Origin of the sequence: Prevotella veroralis (genome assembly GCF_018127765.1) — a bacterium.
GTDB classification, from domain to species: Bacteria; Bacteroidota; Bacteroidia; order Bacteroidales; family Bacteroidaceae; genus Prevotella; species Prevotella veroralis.
In genome coordinates, this window is record NZ_CP072331.1 from 591,299 (window position 1) to 608,360 (window position 17,062).

A 17,062-nucleotide genomic window follows, 5' to 3' on the forward strand; every position below is an offset into this window, starting at 1 on the left:
CGATTATAAAAAACTTATAAGGGAAATTGTAGCATTACTCTTGCGAGGATCTAAGCAAATCCCTTATATCGACTTTCAAGACTTCCGCGATTTCAAGTAAGTTTTCAAGAGATGGCTGCACCTTGTTGGCGCACCACCGAGAAACAGTATTCTCTGTACGACCTATTTCATTTGCCAACCATTTGCCTGACAATTGTTTTTCCGCTAAAACAGCTTTAATCCTATTTATCGCCTTCATCTGTTGATTTACCATTGTATATTGTAGAACATATAAGCACAAAGATACATTTTTAATATTATTTGAGCAAACAATATTAAGCGTAATTGATTTTTCCGCATAAAATTCTTGTCTTAGAATTGTATTTCATCGGAAAATGATTATCTTTGCATCAGAAGATTAAGTGTTCTTTGAAGCGATGTAGAATAAAGAAAGAGAAAGTAACTCGCTCGTTTCCAACTCGTAACCCTTTTATTCTTTATTCTTTCTTATTCTATTGATTATCTGAGAGATACAATATTTTTGAATCTTTTGCGGGCATAATCGGTTGCAATAAGCATCTTTGCCTTTTCCTCGCTCTCACTCAGTGGTGCTCGTCCCAAGATTGTGGCATCGCCACTCTTGGCAAACTCCATCAGCTTGCTGATAAAGACTTCCTGCTCGGGTGTAGGCGGAATGTTGTGCAGTATCTCATTCTTCTCAGGGCGGTCGATGCCGATGTCCTTGGCAGTACGAAAATCGCAAATCTCCGCATAAAAGTAATAGAAGCGAATGTAATCGGCTGATTACAAAAAGAAAGCATAAATAAGAATAATAAAAGGTGAACGATTTGGAAACGAGCGAGTTCCTTTCCCTTTCTTTATTCTGCAATGCCTCAAAGAACTCTTTATTCTTGTTTGCAAAGATATAAATTTTTCACAAGAAGGTATACGGATTTCAAGAAATTCATAGAAAACTTCACTGTATGAAATTGAAGAAAGACCGAGAGAAAAATTAAACTTTTCTACACCAAAACGAGAGTTCTTCAAACATGTTTTGTAATTTTGCACTTGCTGGTTGACTCTACGTTATGGTTAAATAAAAACAAGTCACAGTAATTTTCGAGGTAAGTATGATAGAAGTAATTTAAAAATCACTACCTTTGTACTTGAAATAGCTGTATATCATTAAAACAAAGGATATGAATCTGCCAAAAAAAATAAATCCTGATAATCTCATAGAGACTATCATCGAAATCCGAATGAATCCAATATGTCCTCCTGAATTATGGGCGGGAATGATTTCTGCACGTATACAAGAATTGGGATACAATTACATACCAGCTCCACAAGTAAGTGTTCGGTTAGATAAAAATGGGAAAATGGCAGTTTCTGTGGAGAGAGGTAAAGAGAATATCACATATGGCATTTTTATAAAAGAACACATTCGTTTTGTAATGCAAGGTAACAGCCTGTCCTTTAATTGTAATATGGGACATTATGTAGGATGGAACATTTACCAAAAAGAAATCAAGGATATCATTACAGCAATGCAAGAATGTAAAATTGCCAAAGATTATAATCGTGTTCAAATACGTTATATTAGCGAATATCAGGACATTGATATTATAGATTATATTAACGGGAATATTTGTATTGGAGATGAAACGGATCGATTTAGAAGTCAGGAAATAAAGCTTAACCGTATAGATGGAAATACAAAGATTTTTGTGTCATTAGTAAATAAAACAAAAAGGAGGACTCCTAAGGGTAAAGAGTATTCTGCTTCTTTGTTTGATGTAAATATATATGAGAGTTTTGAAAACTCAGATTCTATAGAAATGGTTATATCCTTATTGGATAAAATTCATATGGTTGAAAAGGAAACTTTCTTTGGTCTTTTGAAGAAAGATTTTATTCAATCTTTAAATCCTGAATATTAAGATGATTGCAAATGCGCCATACATAGAGTCTTGTGTATATGATTATTTTAGCACACCTATTATAAATGAATATATTATCAATGCAAGCGAAAATGAGAATTGTATTGATGATAGTACACTCTTTTTTTTGAATGCATATAAAGATAGGGAGTATCACACATCTTCGACTGAAGAAATTATTGACAAAGAACAAAGCATAAGTAGGCAAATTGGTGATTTTACAAAAGTTCAAACTTTTATAAAAAACGCACCAAAAGTATTCGCATCCTCTTCTGAGCAATTTGTAATTACAGCCTTTGAAGAAATGCGAAATGGACTTATGCAATTGTCATTAGATTTATTGTTTACAGACATTTCACAAGAAGAGGAATGTTTATTTATGTATGGACAAAAAAAGGACGTAAAAATATTTTTTAATTTGTTTTTTGAAGAAAATGACGTTGAAACATTGGTTAATATATCTACTCCAAACGGTAAATATGTCATTGAAGACAATATTGAAAATAGTATTCAACGCGTATTCAAAATATTTCAGGCGGAGGGACTATATGGGAATTTATCCTAAGCATATTTTACCATATTCCCAATATCATTTTATAGAACAAGACAAATTACTTACTCAATCAGGTCTTGTTCTTATTCGTCATATAGAAAGTGATAAAGTACAATGGATTGATAACTCTAATGTATTACATCCTGATTGTATTCAAATTCAAAGTGACCATCTTCGTGATTTGTCAAATAACCTTTTAGGAGTATTTAAAGTAGATGACATTTTTTACGGAATAAACAAAGAATATAGACATTCCTATTGTGAGTTGTGGGAAGAAGATACAATGGGATTAATACCAGCAGACAATGAGTGTTTTAAAGATGAAAATAGAGGTTTCTATTTCATTCCAATAGATAATTTATTAAAGTGCGATTTGCCTGAAGTTGGAGAACAAAAATGTCATTTTATGATATTTCATACTCCAACAAAATGTAACTTTTGGCATATTTCCATTAGACTATTAAATTGCGAAAATAAAGAGATTAGTTCTTTAGATTTAAATGATAAGAAGAAAAAAAGGATATGGAAAAGTGCTAGAGATTTTTTGATTGCAGATATAATATCAAGAGAATTAAAGTCATATACTGCAATTCCAGACTATTTATATTTAAAATCATCCTAAAAAGGAGGAATATTCCTCCTTTTTAGGATGTAAAGTTCTTATTTGCTCGAATAGTGTGAACTATGAGAGCGATGAGAACTGTGTGAACTATGCGAACTGTGGCTGCTGTGAGAACTGTGGCTGGCGAGTAGTTTAAACTCGGCAGAGGACTGTTCCAACACCAATGATTGCTCCTGCTGCTGTTCGATATGAGTGTCACTGTTGGTTACCTTAGCGACAATCTTCTCACTAACAGAGGAACAATAGCTTGCACCTGCAAGGATTGCAGAGACGTTTCTTCTGGTAATAAGAATTCTCCTCATGCTAACCAGAAAAAGAAAGAAGCAAATGGAGATAGATATGAAGAATATAAGCGGCAATACGACAAATTAAAGTCTTCACCTAATAAAACACCTGAAGTAAAAAAGCAAATAGAAAAATTAAAGAGACAAATGAATCGGGCCAATGAACGTAGAAATTTCAGTGGTGAAAACCATAGTAGAAACCATAAAGGTAATAGGTGATGGACAAATATACTTTTATAACCAATTATCAATATGGGGAAAAAATAGACGTTTTACAAATAGATGCAGTTTCTATGAAAGTTGCTATGAACCAATGGGTTGACGCGTTGAAATTTCCACATATTGGTAATATTAGCAAGTCTAAAGCGAAGCAACATATATATAGTGGAGATATAGAGGAAATACCCTTGAAGAAGTTACATCATATTAGTTGCTTATATGAAAAAGTCAATGGAAAAATAATTGAAGCATATATTGTTCAGCATTGTCATCTTCCTTCAGAACTGCAAACTTTTAATATTATTGTTTTATTTAAGGGAGGAACATATGTAAGACAAATACAAGCAGATGGTTACCGTGAAGCGATTCGTCTTTGGGGAAAATATCTATCTTGGCACTTTTATAATAGCATAGAACGGCAGACAATAAAGGAAGTACTTAAGAATAATTTTGAAGAACTTATAAATTCCCTAATGCCTAAGGTTTGGTCATTCTCCTTAGTGGTAGATAATTCTATATTGGAAATGTTCATAGTAGAGTGTTAGTGAAATGAGAGCCCCAGATTCTTTAGTATTTAAATACCTCTTAACACCCATATATTGTTATTAAAAGCCGTAAGCAATAAACAGAAAAAACAACGTTACATAAGTGATAACCATAAACAATTAAAGAGTATGATAGAATTTGAAGTAAAATCAAAGACGTAGCCCATCGGCAAGCGCAAAGGGCATTCAGAACAATGCTCCACTCCCACAGAGCGGCAAGGCTGGCGGCCGGATGAGCCATAGTTATACCTACGACCCATTGTATCGTTTGGCAAGCGCAACGGGAACGTATGCCGGTGCCAATAACAAGACGGCATCCTACACCCTTGCCATGGGCTACGACAACATGCACCGTATCACGAGCAAGAAGCAGCATCTCTCGCAGACAGGTGTACAGTTCGAGGGCACGCTCAATGCCGGCTACGACCTCACCTATACCTATCAGAAGGGAGACGGCAAGAAGTTCCGGCTCGACAATGTGCGTGATATCAATTACCGCACGGAAGAAACGCCTACGGACAGCACGACTATCAACAACGGACACAAGTACGAGTATGACCTCAACGGAAATCTTGTCTATATCAACACCTCTCGTGTCAAGCGTGACGGCAAGGAAGACGACAAGGCAAGTGAGCAGAAGTATAAGTGGGACGAAGAGAATAGACTCCTTGCAGCCGATGAGAATGGCTTTGTGAGCAACTATTGGTATGATGCCGACGGTGAGCGCACGGTGAAGACCTCGGGCGAAAACGAAGCCATCTATGTCAATTCCGAATTCTCGGGGGGCAATACCGGTACAGCAAGGTTCAGCCTGTATGTCAGCCCATACTTAGTGGCAGGGCAAGGTGGCAAATATACCAAGCACATCTACGTTGGCAGCCAGAGAATCGTCAGCAAGCTCGGCGACCTCGCAAGCTACGGTGCAGACCCAAGACGAATACCGTATGCAGGTAATGAGGCTGATGGCTTGACGGTGGACTACAAGAAAAATATGGCGAGCAGTTGCAGGCTATCAAGGAAAATTATCGTACCTTTGACATCCCATACAACGGTCAGGACAATGACGACTATGTGAACGGTCAGGGGTTCTGCTGCAATGATGGTACGCCGGAGGCAGCACAGGCGAAAGCCATGATGCGGGCGGCCATCGACGGCAACTTTAAGCCCAATGATGAGTACGAGAAGATGCAGTTCTACTACCACCCTGACCACCTGGGCAGCTCGAGTTACATCACGAACCTTGACGGCGAGGTATCTCAGCATATCGAGTATGTGCCATTTGGTGAAGTGTTCATCGAGGAACGCAACAACACTTGGAATACGCCTTACCTCTTCAACGCCAAGGAATTTGATGAGGAGACGGGTATGTACTATTATGGTGCGAGGTACTATGAGCCGAGGCTGAGTCTGTGGATGAGTGTAGATCCATTGGCTGAAATGGGCTTAAATTTGACACCATATAATTTTATGTTTAATAATCCGCTTATCCTTATAGATCCTCATGGTTTATGGCCTATTTATAGTAAAGATGGTACATATTTAGGAAATGATGGAAGATATGAAAAAGGGAAAGACCTGGCTTTTACAGGTATTGCTGCTTATGATAAAAACGGAAACATAACAGGATACAAAGGATTATCTCAGCTTACTGATAATCATACCCAATTCCAGATAAGTTCATCTATTGTAAAGCAAGAAGGAACAACAGCAGATGCAAAGGAATACTTATGGATAGCCCACACAGCAAGTAATGCTGCGAAAGAATCCAAAACTTCTTTATATAAGAAACTGATGTCGGGGTATTCTTCCGTTCCAAAGTCAAAGAAAACGCCTTTATCTACTTCTGATAACTCTACAACCGCAAAAGCTGCAAGAGCAGGTGTAATCAACATTATGTCTGGTGGAACAGACCCTACGGGAGGTGCTACGCTTTGGGATGGTACAGATTTTCTAGCTTGGGGATTGAATTCTCCTAATGGTACTCCCCAAAATAAATTTGAAGAGTATCATACGATAACTATTCCCCAAAATATATATAATGATTTTCTTAATAGTCAGCTTTCCCAATATCCCAAAAGAACTGTTAAATATTATGGCAAGAAATATACAATTCCTGCATCCGTATTCACGGATAAAACAAATTGGCAGAATGGTTCTTTTAGCTATAGTTGACCGAATGCTTCAGGATCCTCACGTAATTTAAAAGCTACAGGGACTGCTGGACATTCAATATTTTGGAGAACAGAAAAAAGATGAAACATATTATAACTTTGGCTATACTTATTACCTTTCCCTTTCAAATAGGGAAGGGTAATAAGTCAGTATTACAAACATATGATATAAAATCTTCCATTGTTATACGAATACAAGAAAAAGTATGTTTTGTTGTTCAATTACTTAATGGATTTACAGAAAAAGGTATTTATTCTGAAACACTCTCTATCAAAAAAAACAAACAAGAAATTACAAGAATAAATTTACCTTCTTCTGAAGAAATAAAAAACATTAACGTTAATATAAGGAAATATAGAACCGGCTTTATACTTGAAGCCTTTTACGGTGGAGGAAATAATCTCTATAATCGTCGCTTCTATTTCAAGTGTGCTAAAAGCAGTTTATATTTATATAAAATTGTAGGAAAACACATAGCACCAAACTCTAATAAAAGAATAGTTGAGATAAAGAATATACAGCCAAGAATTGATATTAAAGATTTTAAGATCTTATATTATTTAGAAAATACTTGACTCCAAAAGTAATTAAAATGATGCTATTGTTAGAGAATGTTGAGCAGCGCACCTACCTCAAGTACTGCAACGGAGCGGAGACGTTCTACGCTTACGCCCCTGCACGTCGCAGATTACAGAACCTCACGGTCAATGCCAAGGCAGGCACCATCATGGACAATGCTTATAGCTATGACGCCGTGAGCAACGTGCTGGGCATACAGAATAATGCTCCGCTCCCACAGAGCGGCAAGGCTGGCGGACAGATGAGCCATAGTTATACTTATGACCCACTATATCGTTTGGCAAGCGCAACAGGTACTTATAAGGGAACGGACAATAAAGCCGCTTCTTATACGTTATCTATGGGCTACGACAACATGCATCGCATCACGAGTAAGAAGCAACATCTCTCGCAGACAGGTGTGCAGTTCGAGGGCACGCTCAACGCAGGCTATGAACTCGCTTATACTTACGGCAAGGATACGGGCAGGAAGTTCCAACTCGACAATGTGCGCGATATCAACTACCGAACGGAAGAAACTCCTACGGAGAGTACAAATATCAACAACGGACACAAGTACACTTACGACCTCAACGGGAACCTTGTCTATATCAATACCTCTCGTGTAAAGAAAGACGGCAAGGATGATGAAAAGGCAAGTGAGCAGAAGTACAGGTGGGACGAGGAGAACCGCTTGTTGGCTGCTGATGAGAACGGATTTGTGAGCAACTATTGGTATGATGCTGATGGCGAGCGCACAGTAAAGACATCAGGCGAGAATGAAGCCATATACGTAAACTCCGAGTTCTCGGGTGGTAATACCGGTACGGCACGCTTCTCACTCTATGTCAGTCCATACCTCGTTGCCGGGCAAGGTGGCAAGTACACCAAGCACATCTATGTGGGTAGCCAGCGTATCGTCAGCAAGCTCGGCGATCTCGCAAGTTATGGCGCAGACCCAAGACGTATCCCTTATGCAGGTAATGAGGCTGATGGCTTGATCATTAACTACAAGGATAAATACAATCAGCAACTGCAATCCATTAAAGACAACTACAAGACGTTTGACTTGCCATACAATGGTGAGGATAATGACGACTATGTCAACGGTCAGGGCTTCTGCTGCAATGATGGTACGCCGGAGGCTGCACAGGCAAGGGCAATGGCACGCACAAGGACGGCAAACGGCAACTTCCACGATAAGGACAATTACGAGAAGATGCAGTTCTTCTACCATCCCGACCATTTGGGCAGCAGTAGTTACATCACCAACCTTGATGGCGAAGTGTCGCAGCACATTGAGTATGTACCGTTTGGCGAGGTGTTCATCGAGGAGCGCAACAACACTTGGAACACGCCTTATCTCTTCAACGCCAAAGAGTTTGATGAGGAGACGGGTATGTACTACTATGGTGCAAGGTACTATGAACCGAGGTTGAGTTTGTGGATGAGTGCGGATCCCTTGGAAGAAGATTATCCTAACCTATCAGCTTATGGATATTGCCATAATAACCCTATAATTTTATACGATCCAGATGGCAAAGGAGATTATTTCACTAATTCTGGGATTTATTTGGGATATGATAAAATAAACGATGGTAAAGCTTATTCTGTTACAGGTAATTTTAATATGAATGATTATCTCAATGGGAAAATTGATAAAAAAACTTCAATATCTGAAATTAATTTAAATAGCAACATTGGGCAATTAGCTAGAATTGGTTATGCCGAATTTAGAGGGGGAAATTCTACGGAGCAACTAGTAGGAATGGATATAGTAATGAACAGAGTTGAGTCTGATAAATTTCCAAATACTATAGAGGGTGTTATAAAACAACCATGGCAGTTCTCTTCATTAAATAAGAATGACAATAATCGGATTTTCTATACCAATCCTAGCGAGACACTTAAGATTCAAAGTGGGAAGCATAAAGGCGAGTTAGACAAACTGAATCATAATGCGTGGGTTAGAAGTTTATCTAATGCTATCAAGGTATATAAAGGAAGTGAACGGGGAATCAGTAAATCGGCTTTGTTATATTATAGTCCAAGATCGATGTCAAGGGATAAGAATGGTAATCCTACCATCCCTAAATGGGACTTTAACAAGTTAAAGGAAATATACGTAGCTGGAGTTAGAGCATCATATATTAAGATGTATACTTACAAAGAATCGAAAAAGAAAGGTCAAAGAAAATGAATATTTTAAAGTGTATGTGGTTATTAATTATGTCATTTAATATAACCGTTACCCATGCTCAAAGGGAATCAATTAGTTCTTTAAAGGACAACTCACTTCAATGTGTACAAAAATTCCCTTTGGGAGAAAATAAAGCCTCCTTTTTAAATGTCTATCAGGATACTATTAATAATTATGTGATGTTCAAAACGATTAGATATTATGGTAAAAACTTTTCGGAAATCGGAACTATATCAGGTGCGGGGAATATTGATTTTAAAGATGGAAAAATCTCTTTAAAATCATATTATTTCGAACCTAATAATAAAGTATATGCTATAGAAATGTATGTAAAGGGTTCCACATATGGGGCTTCTATGCTCTTTATAATCTATGAGACCGATGGCCTTGGAAACTGGGAGATAATAAGATGTCCTTTCGAGTCTTTTAGAATCGTAACTAACAAAGCTAATATTTCAAAAATAATACGTTATGAGGACGGTAGATTTTTTAGTTATTATACCTTTAAAGATAGAGAAATACAACGAATAGGGAATAGATAGTAATGCTCCAAAACGGGAGTTGTCAAAATAGTCATCTGAGTATCAATGTGATTTTAAAAGATTAGGCGTAAAGGCAGGGAAAGATTCTCTGCCTTTTGCTATATTTGTACCCCCCAAAAAAAATGAATATACGAGAATTCTTCGGAACTTTACGCTCCAGATTGGGAGTTGAGTTTCAATGTCCGCATTGCCACTCAAACAATATTATCAAAAGAGGTAAAAGTAGTACAGGTAAACAACGCTACTGATGTAAGAATTGCCGGAAGCGTTTTATTACCGACTACAACATACAAAGCCTATCTTCCTAACATTGATAACTGACCAAAGATGGATTGAGCAATCACAGCACGGTACTAACGTTGGGTATTATGATTTATCAGCATTCATTCTTATTTACTCTCAAGGGATTTTGTCAGTTGTACTGCTTGTTGTTGAAGTCTAATAAGAAGTTGGGAATAGGTTTCGAGTTTGCTGAGCAGTTGTTGAGCAGTGGCGACAGAATGATAAGTATTGAGGGCTTTCACGGCTTCGTTGTACAGCACGCCTATCTTATTCGTCATGACGACGATTTCTGATAGTTTCTCCAAGTAAGGTTCTTTTGCAGGATCTTGGGTGATGACCTTAAAAGATTCACCAAGAAGCCTTGCTCGGACAAAGTCGCTCTTTGTCTTTGCTCCCGACTTGCGGTAGAGTCTGATAAGCTTCTGCTGATCTTCGGAATTAGGTATTCTGATGTGCCATCTGTGCCATCTGTCCCATCGTGGGCAGGTGTCACATCTGCCGTCTGGCTTCTTTTGTTTCTGCTTTTTCATTGCTTTCTAATCACGACTTTGGAGTAATTCATCCCCCCTTTCGGGGCAAGGGTCTTTGTGGTACAAACGGCAGTTTGTGGTACAAAGACACACCTTGCCAGTATAAAGAAAGAGATAGTTTGTTATGTTCCATAAAGTAGCCTTTCTGGGGTGCTTTTAATAGACGAGAGTTCAAAGTTCAAGAAGTAAGTCAAGAGATAAGTTTAGACTAATTTCTTGACTTACTGACTTTATGAGCTGACATATTTTTGACTAAAGTTAATTTTGACTTAGGTCGAAACTAATTTCTTGACCAAAGTCACAACTGACCATTTGACTTAAGTCGCGACTGATTTCTTAACTTAACTCATAACTTACCTGTTTGCGGTATTGGATTATAATGCCTTTCAAGCATTGTCTGTATGTCGCTCTGCTTGTATAGTATCTTCCCTCCGATTTTGTAGAAAGGAAGCGTTCCTAAGTTTCTGTACTCTTGGAGCGTGCGTGTGCTGAGCCGTAATTGGCTACAAACCTCCTCGCCCGTGAGGTAAACCTCTCCGCCTAACATCGGACGGGCTGTAGAACAATAACGCTCCAGTTTCTTCAAAGTACCCTCCATCAACTGTGCAAACATCTGCATCTGAGAGTCTTTCTGTGTAACGATTTCGTTCTCTGTCATAGTTCATTCAGTTTTTGCGTTCAGTAAATCTGTGATGTCACTCTCCTTGTAATAACACTTGTGTCCAATCATTGAATAAGAAATTTTACCCGTATCTCTGTATGATTGCAGGGTACGCTTGCTGATGCCGAGTCTGCGACATACGGCTTCGTTGTCGAGCCATTCGTCCTTTTCGGGCGGATTGCCGATGAGTTGTTCGATACGATGGATAAAGTCTGCAAAGTCGGAGCAGTGCTGCTCCCATGCCTTGCGGTCGATAATAATGAGTTTCATTTCCTTGATTTTGTTTTGATTACTTTATTGTTACTCGGCAAACGAACTAATATGCAGTCCATTGCCGTACTTATTGAGTGCAAAAGTAAACCCTCGGAAGCACCGCTGCAAGAAATGAGGAAAAGCAGGGAAATAGAAGGAAGAGAAAAGAAGTTAGTCTGTCAATTTGAAAAGCTCTTAAGCTTTCACCCAAAAGCTCCTAAGCTTTCATTAAAAAGCTCTTAAGCTTTTGTCAGATTACTTATAAGCTTTTTGTAGAAAGCTCATAAACTTTAAGCGCAAAGGCTGGTAGCTTTCCCTATCAGATTTGGAGCTGTCGCTGAAAAGCTCTTATGTTCTGTATAAGAATGGTATGATTGCGGTAATGAGAAGAGGTGCCGGCTCTTTCCTTTTATCACATAGCAATTATTCTCTCGACAGTTCGATAGTTCGACAAATCGATATGTAGAACTATCGATAGATAGTTTTATCGATAGATTATTTTGACGATATATAGTTTTGACAACAGATAGTCATGACAACAAATTGTACAAACAACAGATTGTCCGTATTATCGTCAGTCCTATCTGTTGTTGGTTGTTACGCCTTGCGTCCAAAGAGCCTGAGTATGCCGTATTCTTGTCGTGCCTATACTCTCTTACGGCAGTCCAGCTCTGCAAGGTTGGGAGAGATGAATACAACCGCATGGCTATTGAAAATTGCAATACCACCTTGGAAAAGAAAAATCCTGCGGTGGAGATTCTTCTCTCCATCCGCAGGACTCGACCTTTCAGGGCAGATTGGCTGCCGTTGTACCTTTGCACGATAAGAAACGGCATCAGGGGCTTTGCGTGCGCCTTTGCTTACAACGCCTTCGGGCTTGCTTCCTCCGTCAGTCTGACCGTTGGCAGCTTATTGCTTTCAATGAGCAGCACTATCGTGCCTGTGAGTTCGGTGTAAAGACGGCCGTATTGTTCGTCAGAAGCCAATGTGTCCGTCAAACCGAACTTGTCGAATGTGGCTTGAACAGCCTTGTTCGACAACAATATGGGTGCAAGCTTATCGGGGAGCGGAGCAGGCAGTTCCCTCTCAAACTCGTTCTCTAAGACAGAAACAAGCGTGTCGTACTTGGAAAAGTGCAAACCTTGATACAATACCTCACTTGCTATGCTCTCCGCTTCGGGGTGCGAAAAACCTTGTGCCACTGCATCGCAGTAAGCAGTGAGAGCCATGTCTGCTCGTGTGGTGATAAACTCCGTGTCGTGCAATCTTTCGAGGTGATGCTCACTCATATAACTTCTTAATTTCAACCGAAAGTAGGAAAGTTCCTGTTTGTTGTTCTTTTTCATTTTGTCCTTATTCAGTGTTGATACTTAATGATGGTTGTTTAACGGTCTAAGAAAATCATTTTATCCTATGCTTGGCTTTCTTGGCGGACAAACACGCAGGGCCTTTCGCAGTTCCCTTGTGGTGTTGCTACCCATGAGTGGCTGCATTTCACGTGCAATCTTGCTCTTGCTAACCTTTGCATAGAGTTCAGTGGTGGAAATGAAACGGTGTCCGAGCATCTTACTGACGGTTTCTATCGGCAAGCCGTTCTCCAAACAGATGGTCGTAGCAAAGGTATGTCGTGCCGTGTGCGAGGTGGCTTCGGTATGAGATGGGAGTCCAGCCTTGATGATGATGTCCCTTATCTTGCGGTTGAAATGGCTATTCGTGGGGAACTCACGAAAGAGCAAACCCTCCTTTTGTCCATCGCTGACAATGGTGAGTATCTCTTCGGCAATGGGCAATAAAGGAACAATGCTTCTGTTCTGAGTTTTTGTGCGACAGAGCGATATGTACCTGCGCCCATCGTCAAGTGTGTAAACATCGTCCATTCGGAGTTTCTTTAAATCAGAAAAAGCTAGCCCCGTAAAACAGCCCAAGAGGAAGATGAGCCTGCAATGGTTGTCCACCGAGCGGTGAGGGCGATATGAGAGAAGTTTGTGTAAATCGTCAGAAGTGAGGGCATTGCGCTCGTAGGTGGGCGTTTCAATATCTATCAGTTCAAAAGGGTCTTCACGGATATATCGTTGCTGCAGTGCTTTTCGGATGACTTGATGCAGGTGGCGCAGACGATTGGAAACAGTGCTTTCCTTGTTTCCCAAGTCCCGCAGCATAAATAGGCGGTAATGTTCTATGAGGTCCTTGTCTGCCTCTTTGGGAAGACAGTCCCCGTTTCCCCTTGTTTTTAGAAAAAGTGCAAAATTCTTCCTACTGTCCCTGAAAGCCCTGACGGTAGCCTTTTCTATCGTCTTGCCCTGCAATGCCTCCTTGCTTTCACAGACGGATTGGTAAATCTCTATGAGTGTCGGGGTGGGCTTGCCTTGATGCAGGAACTGCTCCTTAAGATATTCTGCCGTGATGTAGTTCTCTTCCCTTAACGTGAATTCATAGAGTGCGTGAAGTCGTTTATCTATTGAGTCCAGTTGATGATTGACATCATTCGCTCTGTTAGCTGCCACTTTTATACGTCCTATCTTTGATTGCCCATCATCGGGAGAGGTGTGCAATCCTGTTGAGAATGAAGCAGACGCACCGTTGCAGGTGATACGGCAGCGTATAATGCACTCGTTATTCTCATTTGTCTTGCTTCTGTCTATATAGAATAGAATTGAAAATGTACTTTTCATTTTTCCATGTATGTTTTATCGTTTGTATTCCTTATAATTTCTAGTTAGTCAGACGATATTGTGCAATGAGAGGAATAATCCTCTCTACATCCCGAAAAATACGCTCTGGAGAAGTCTCTGCATACACCTGTGTGGTCTTTATTTGGCTGTGTCCGAGCATTTTCGATACGCTTTCGATAGACACGCCTTCTGAAAGCGTCATCTGCGATGCGAAGGTATGCCTTGCCATGTGAAAAGTCAGCGTTTTCTGAATACCGCAAAGCCGTGCTATCTTTTTGAGGTGTATGTTCACCGTATCGCAGCCTGGTATGGGCAGAAGATACCCTCTGGGGGGGGTCATGTCGGAAAGCCCTAGTGTGAATACCTCGGTAGCGCTCAATGATGGCGGATGCTTCGGGCAGTAGCGGAATGTGGCATATATTGCCTGTCTTTATTCTCGGCTTTCGTATCCAATCCATATCGGACTCGTGGATGATATGCTCTGCCGTGAGGTGGTACACATCCGTATAGGAAAGACCGGTATAGCACGAAAAGAGAAACATATCCCTCGACACCTGTTCGTAGCCTTGCAGTTCGTTATCGCTTAATGCCGCTACCCTGTTTACTTCCTCCCTTGTAATGTATCGGGGCGTACCCACGTCCCAGCGGATAGAGTGAGCGATGAAAGGATAGATGTCTATGATGTGCCGTTTGTGCAGGTCCTTGAGTAGGGATGCCAACATAGTAAGATAACCAGCCGAAGTGTTGAGTTTAAAACCCTTTTCTTTGGCAAAATACTCCTCCAAGTCCTTAATAAGGGCTGTATCGGCTTTTTGCACGGGAATATCGTCCACATGGTAGCGATGTCTGAGAAATTTTGCCAGATGCTTACGGAAGAGCAGTAGACATTTCTGTCTTCTTTCACTGCGGTCTATGCCCACCCGATCACGGAAGCGGTTGATATACTCGTCCGTATGATGAAGCAGTCCCTGCGATCCGCTATTCAACCCGAAAACAAGTTCCTTTATCTGCTCTGCCCTTACTGAAGCATTAGACTTCTTTAAAAGCATCTCATAAACTTTACAGACGCTTACTTGCAGTCGGTCAAGTTCGTTGTTTACTGATACGGCTTCTGCACTCTTGCCTACCAGTCTTTGTTTGCGACTGTCCCATAGATTGGGTGTACAGGCACATTTGCAACTAAACTGAACCATTGAGCGACCAACGCTGATGCGTCCCATAACGGGACTTTTTCCGTTTTTGTCCTGCGTACCTCTCTTGAGATAGAAAAGCAGCTTCATTTTTTCTTTTTCCATTGTTTTTTGCTTGCAAAATTACACTTCTTAGAGGAACTTTGAGTGATGCAAAACATTGATAATGAAAGAGAAAACACCGTTTTAGTTACCACTTTTAGCCGTTCTTTTCCCTTCATCGTTTTTCGAACGATTTGGTAACTGAACTCTTGCTTTTTCACTCCTTTCTTAGCCTATTTCTATTGATGCAACTCAATGAGTAAGCAGGCAATATCTCCTCTATTTCAATCAGATACGCATTCTTCTCCTTTTCTTGCTTCCAACTCCTATACTTCCGCGTAAAACGCAGCCAGCTCCGGAACCTTGATAAATGTTCTGAACCGTTCCTTCTGAATGATGTCGTTTGTGATGGAGAACTCATAGTCGGTCGACTTCTTGGCAAAGACTGCTGCCCAAGCATCAAAACTGTTGATACCTTGCTTCTCTAAAGCCTGCGGGCGCAGATACTTGAACAGGAGATACAACTCCGTCAGACTATTGGAAATGGTCGTTCCCGAAAGGAAAGTTGCCCCCAAGTCCTTGCCGGACCTCTCCTGTATGGTACGAATAGCAAAGAGCATGTTCAGGGCACGCTGTGAGCCGTCCGGATTGCCCAAGCCCGACACACGGTCATGGCGAGTGTTGAACATCAGGTTCTTGAATTGGTGCGATTCATCTACAAAGAGGTGGTCGATACCCATCATCTTGAAATCTAGGCGTAATGGACATTTGGTAGGCTGAAAACCTCTCGGGTTTTAGTAATGGACATTTGGTAGGCTGGTTATTCCAGCCTACTTTTTTGTATTTATGAATCCATCTATAAACATCTTCTTGTTAGCTTCATTCAATCCATTATGATTATGCAGTGCTCTTTTAAGTTGTGAGTTAAATCCTTTCAACAGGTTTGTTGTATTAGGTATTTGTATATCTGGATGCTGCTCGCACGTATAGAGCCATGGCAGATGTGTCTTAATAGAACGTCTTGCCGTTCTCAGTCTTCTGTGTGTATAAGTTGTCTTACCCGAGATTAGGAGAGTTCGTTCATTTAGGAACTCTTTCCATTTATCACACCATTTATCAAAAGCGGTTATAAACTCTTCTTTTTTCATATAGAACATCCTTCTCATTAATGCCAATAGTTCAACGCCTGCAGGCAAATGTGGGTTGTTAGTAAGGAGTCTTCTAACTATCTGAAATTGGTGAAATTGACACATTTGTACGGGACAGAAACTTATAGCTTGTAAAAGTCCTATATGCCCATCACACACCACTGCTTTTATCATAGTTCCACGTTCCGCAATATACCAAAGTCCATCAAGATAATCTCTGTTAGTTTCGTTTTTGACAAACTTGCGATAGAGTATTTTGCCTGATGAAGCATCCTGAAAAAGCATCACACCAAATGTCCTGGAAAAGTATGTTGTATCCAATATTATTACTGCAGATTTGGGGTAAGTAGCAGTAAAGCTATCTACCACTAAGCTCAACCTACGTCGTATGGTTCGCTCTGAACATTTATAAAGAGTGGATAGATCAGATATCGTTCGATTTGCCGTCAGATAGTCATTACATAGAGAAATATTATTTATACGCAGACCACCTTGAAATTGTCTACCACAATCCTTGCAGGAATACATCTGAACAGAACGTTGATGCCCATTCTTTTTAACATTTGAGCTATTACAGAAGATACAGTTTTTTTATTCATAGGTTTTCAAATGCTGCAAAGGTAGTAAATAAAAGAATTCCGAGAGGTTTCAGCCTACCAAATGTCCATTAT

Annotated in this window: 17 protein-coding genes and 5 pseudogenes; 10 read left to right on the forward strand and 12 right to left on the reverse strand. The window is 40.1% G+C overall.

What is annotated here, in order from left to right:
- Positions 1-34: 34 nt before the first annotated feature.
- The gene (locus J5A55_RS10535; protein ID WP_004384029.1) at positions 35-253 is read right to left on the reverse strand and encodes a helix-turn-helix domain-containing protein; all 219 of its coding nucleotides are present in this window, start codon (positions 251-253) and stop codon (positions 35-37) included.
- Positions 254-498: 245 nt separating this feature from the next.
- Positions 499-756: pseudogene (locus J5A55_RS12590) on the reverse strand (helicase); the annotation flags it as partial.
- A gap of 422 nt (positions 757-1,178) precedes the next feature.
- Here J5A55_RS12590 and J5A55_RS10545 point away from each other — a divergent pair.
- From J5A55_RS10545 to J5A55_RS10555, 3 genes are read left to right on the forward strand one after another with little or no spacing between them, the layout of a single operon-like run.
- On the forward strand, positions 1,179-1,919 hold the full coding sequence (locus J5A55_RS10545; protein ID WP_004384027.1) for a TIGR04255 family protein: 741 nt from the start codon (positions 1,179-1,181) through the stop codon (positions 1,917-1,919).
- 1 nt (position 1,920) lies between these two features.
- Positions 1,921-2,484, forward strand: coding sequence for a hypothetical protein (locus tag J5A55_RS10550; RefSeq protein ID WP_004384026.1), 564 nt, complete (start codon positions 1,921-1,923; stop codon positions 2,482-2,484).
- On the forward strand, positions 2,468-3,094 hold the full coding sequence (locus tag J5A55_RS10555) for a hypothetical protein (protein ID WP_004384025.1): 627 nt from the start codon (positions 2,468-2,470) through the stop codon (positions 3,092-3,094). Before J5A55_RS10550 ends, J5A55_RS10555 begins: the two co-directional genes overlap by 17 nt.
- 38 nt (positions 3,095-3,132) lie before the next feature.
- Here the strand turns inward: J5A55_RS10555 and hxsA2 are convergent, their stop codons facing one another.
- Complete coding sequence (gene hxsA2, locus J5A55_RS10560) at positions 3,133-3,396, reverse strand: His-Xaa-Ser repeat protein HxsA2 (protein WP_082239135.1); 264 nt, start codon at positions 3,394-3,396, stop codon at positions 3,133-3,135.
- A gap of 200 nt (positions 3,397-3,596) precedes the next feature.
- Between hxsA2 and J5A55_RS10565 the strand changes: the two genes are divergently transcribed.
- The 6 genes and pseudogenes from J5A55_RS10565 (at position 3,597) to J5A55_RS12595 (ending at position 9,862) form a co-directional block, all read left to right on the forward strand.
- Positions 3,597-4,142, forward strand: coding sequence for a hypothetical protein (locus J5A55_RS10565; RefSeq protein WP_004384023.1), 546 nt, complete (start codon positions 3,597-3,599; stop codon positions 4,140-4,142).
- Between the two features lie 346 nt (positions 4,143-4,488).
- Positions 4,489-5,649: pseudogene (locus J5A55_RS12415) on the forward strand (RHS repeat domain-containing protein); the annotation flags it as partial.
- Positions 5,650-6,394: 745 nt separating this feature from the next.
- Positions 6,395-6,889: a hypothetical protein gene (locus J5A55_RS10575; RefSeq protein ID WP_004384019.1), complete on the forward strand. Its 495-nt coding sequence runs from the start codon at positions 6,395-6,397 to the stop codon at positions 6,887-6,889.
- Between the two features lie 17 nt (positions 6,890-6,906).
- Positions 6,907-9,072, forward strand: coding sequence for an RHS repeat-associated core domain-containing protein (locus tag J5A55_RS10580; protein WP_082239134.1), 2,166 nt, complete (start codon positions 6,907-6,909; stop codon positions 9,070-9,072).
- Positions 9,069-9,614 carry a hypothetical protein gene (locus tag J5A55_RS10585; protein WP_004384017.1) on the forward strand — a complete coding sequence of 182 codons (546 nt, stop codon included), beginning with the start codon at positions 9,069-9,071 and terminating at the stop codon, positions 9,612-9,614. The genes J5A55_RS10580 and J5A55_RS10585 overlap by 4 nt, the downstream gene beginning before the upstream one ends.
- A gap of 122 nt (positions 9,615-9,736) precedes the next feature.
- Positions 9,737-9,862 (forward strand): IS1/IS1595 family N-terminal zinc-binding domain-containing protein, encoded by a 126-nt coding sequence (locus J5A55_RS12595; protein ID WP_155813796.1) that lies wholly within the window; start codon positions 9,737-9,739, stop codon positions 9,860-9,862.
- A 141-nt stretch (positions 9,863-10,003) separates the two neighbouring features.
- Here the strand turns inward: J5A55_RS12595 and J5A55_RS10595 are convergent, their stop codons facing one another.
- The 3 genes from J5A55_RS10595 to J5A55_RS10605 form a co-directional block, all read right to left on the reverse strand.
- Positions 10,004-10,426, reverse strand: coding sequence for a plasmid mobilization protein (locus tag J5A55_RS10595; RefSeq protein WP_004384015.1), 423 nt, complete (start codon positions 10,424-10,426; stop codon positions 10,004-10,006).
- Between the two features lie 346 nt (positions 10,427-10,772).
- Positions 10,773-11,084, reverse strand: a complete 312-nt coding sequence (locus J5A55_RS10600; RefSeq protein WP_004384014.1) for a helix-turn-helix domain-containing protein — start codon at positions 11,082-11,084, stop codon at positions 10,773-10,775.
- Positions 11,085-11,087: 3 nt separating this feature from the next.
- Entirely contained in the window at positions 11,088-11,357 is a 270-nt protein-coding gene (locus tag J5A55_RS10605) for a helix-turn-helix domain-containing protein (RefSeq protein ID WP_004384013.1), read from the reverse strand.
- Between the two features lie 514 nt (positions 11,358-11,871).
- On the opposite strand from J5A55_RS10605, the gene J5A55_RS10610 reads away from it, so the two are divergent.
- Positions 11,872-12,165: a hypothetical protein gene (locus J5A55_RS10610; protein ID WP_211802916.1), complete on the forward strand. Its 294-nt coding sequence runs from the start codon at positions 11,872-11,874 to the stop codon at positions 12,163-12,165.
- Between the two features lie 34 nt (positions 12,166-12,199).
- Here the strand turns inward: J5A55_RS10610 and J5A55_RS10615 are convergent, their stop codons facing one another.
- The 6 genes and pseudogenes from J5A55_RS10615 to J5A55_RS12600 all read right to left on the reverse strand — a co-directional run.
- Positions 12,200-12,685 (reverse strand): DUF1896 domain-containing protein, encoded by a 486-nt coding sequence (locus J5A55_RS10615; protein ID WP_004381916.1) that lies wholly within the window; start codon positions 12,683-12,685, stop codon positions 12,200-12,202.
- A 60-nt stretch (positions 12,686-12,745) separates the two neighbouring features.
- Positions 12,746-14,011 (reverse strand): site-specific integrase, encoded by a 1,266-nt coding sequence (locus J5A55_RS10620; RefSeq protein ID WP_004381915.1) that lies wholly within the window; start codon positions 14,009-14,011, stop codon positions 12,746-12,748.
- Between the two features lie 40 nt (positions 14,012-14,051).
- Positions 14,052-15,306, reverse strand: a pseudogene (locus J5A55_RS10625) (site-specific integrase).
- Between the two features lie 263 nt (positions 15,307-15,569).
- Positions 15,570-15,998 (reverse strand): annotated as a pseudogene (locus J5A55_RS10630) (helicase); the annotation flags it as partial.
- Between the two features lie 75 nt (positions 15,999-16,073).
- Positions 16,074-16,919, reverse strand: coding sequence for an IS256 family transposase, variant Zn-binding type (locus J5A55_RS10635; protein WP_211802944.1), 846 nt, complete (start codon positions 16,917-16,919; stop codon positions 16,074-16,076).
- A 6-nt stretch (positions 16,920-16,925) separates the two neighbouring features.
- Positions 16,926-16,973 (reverse strand): annotated as a pseudogene (locus tag J5A55_RS12600) (hypothetical protein); the annotation flags it as partial.
- Between the last annotated feature and the right edge of the window lie 89 nt (positions 16,974-17,062).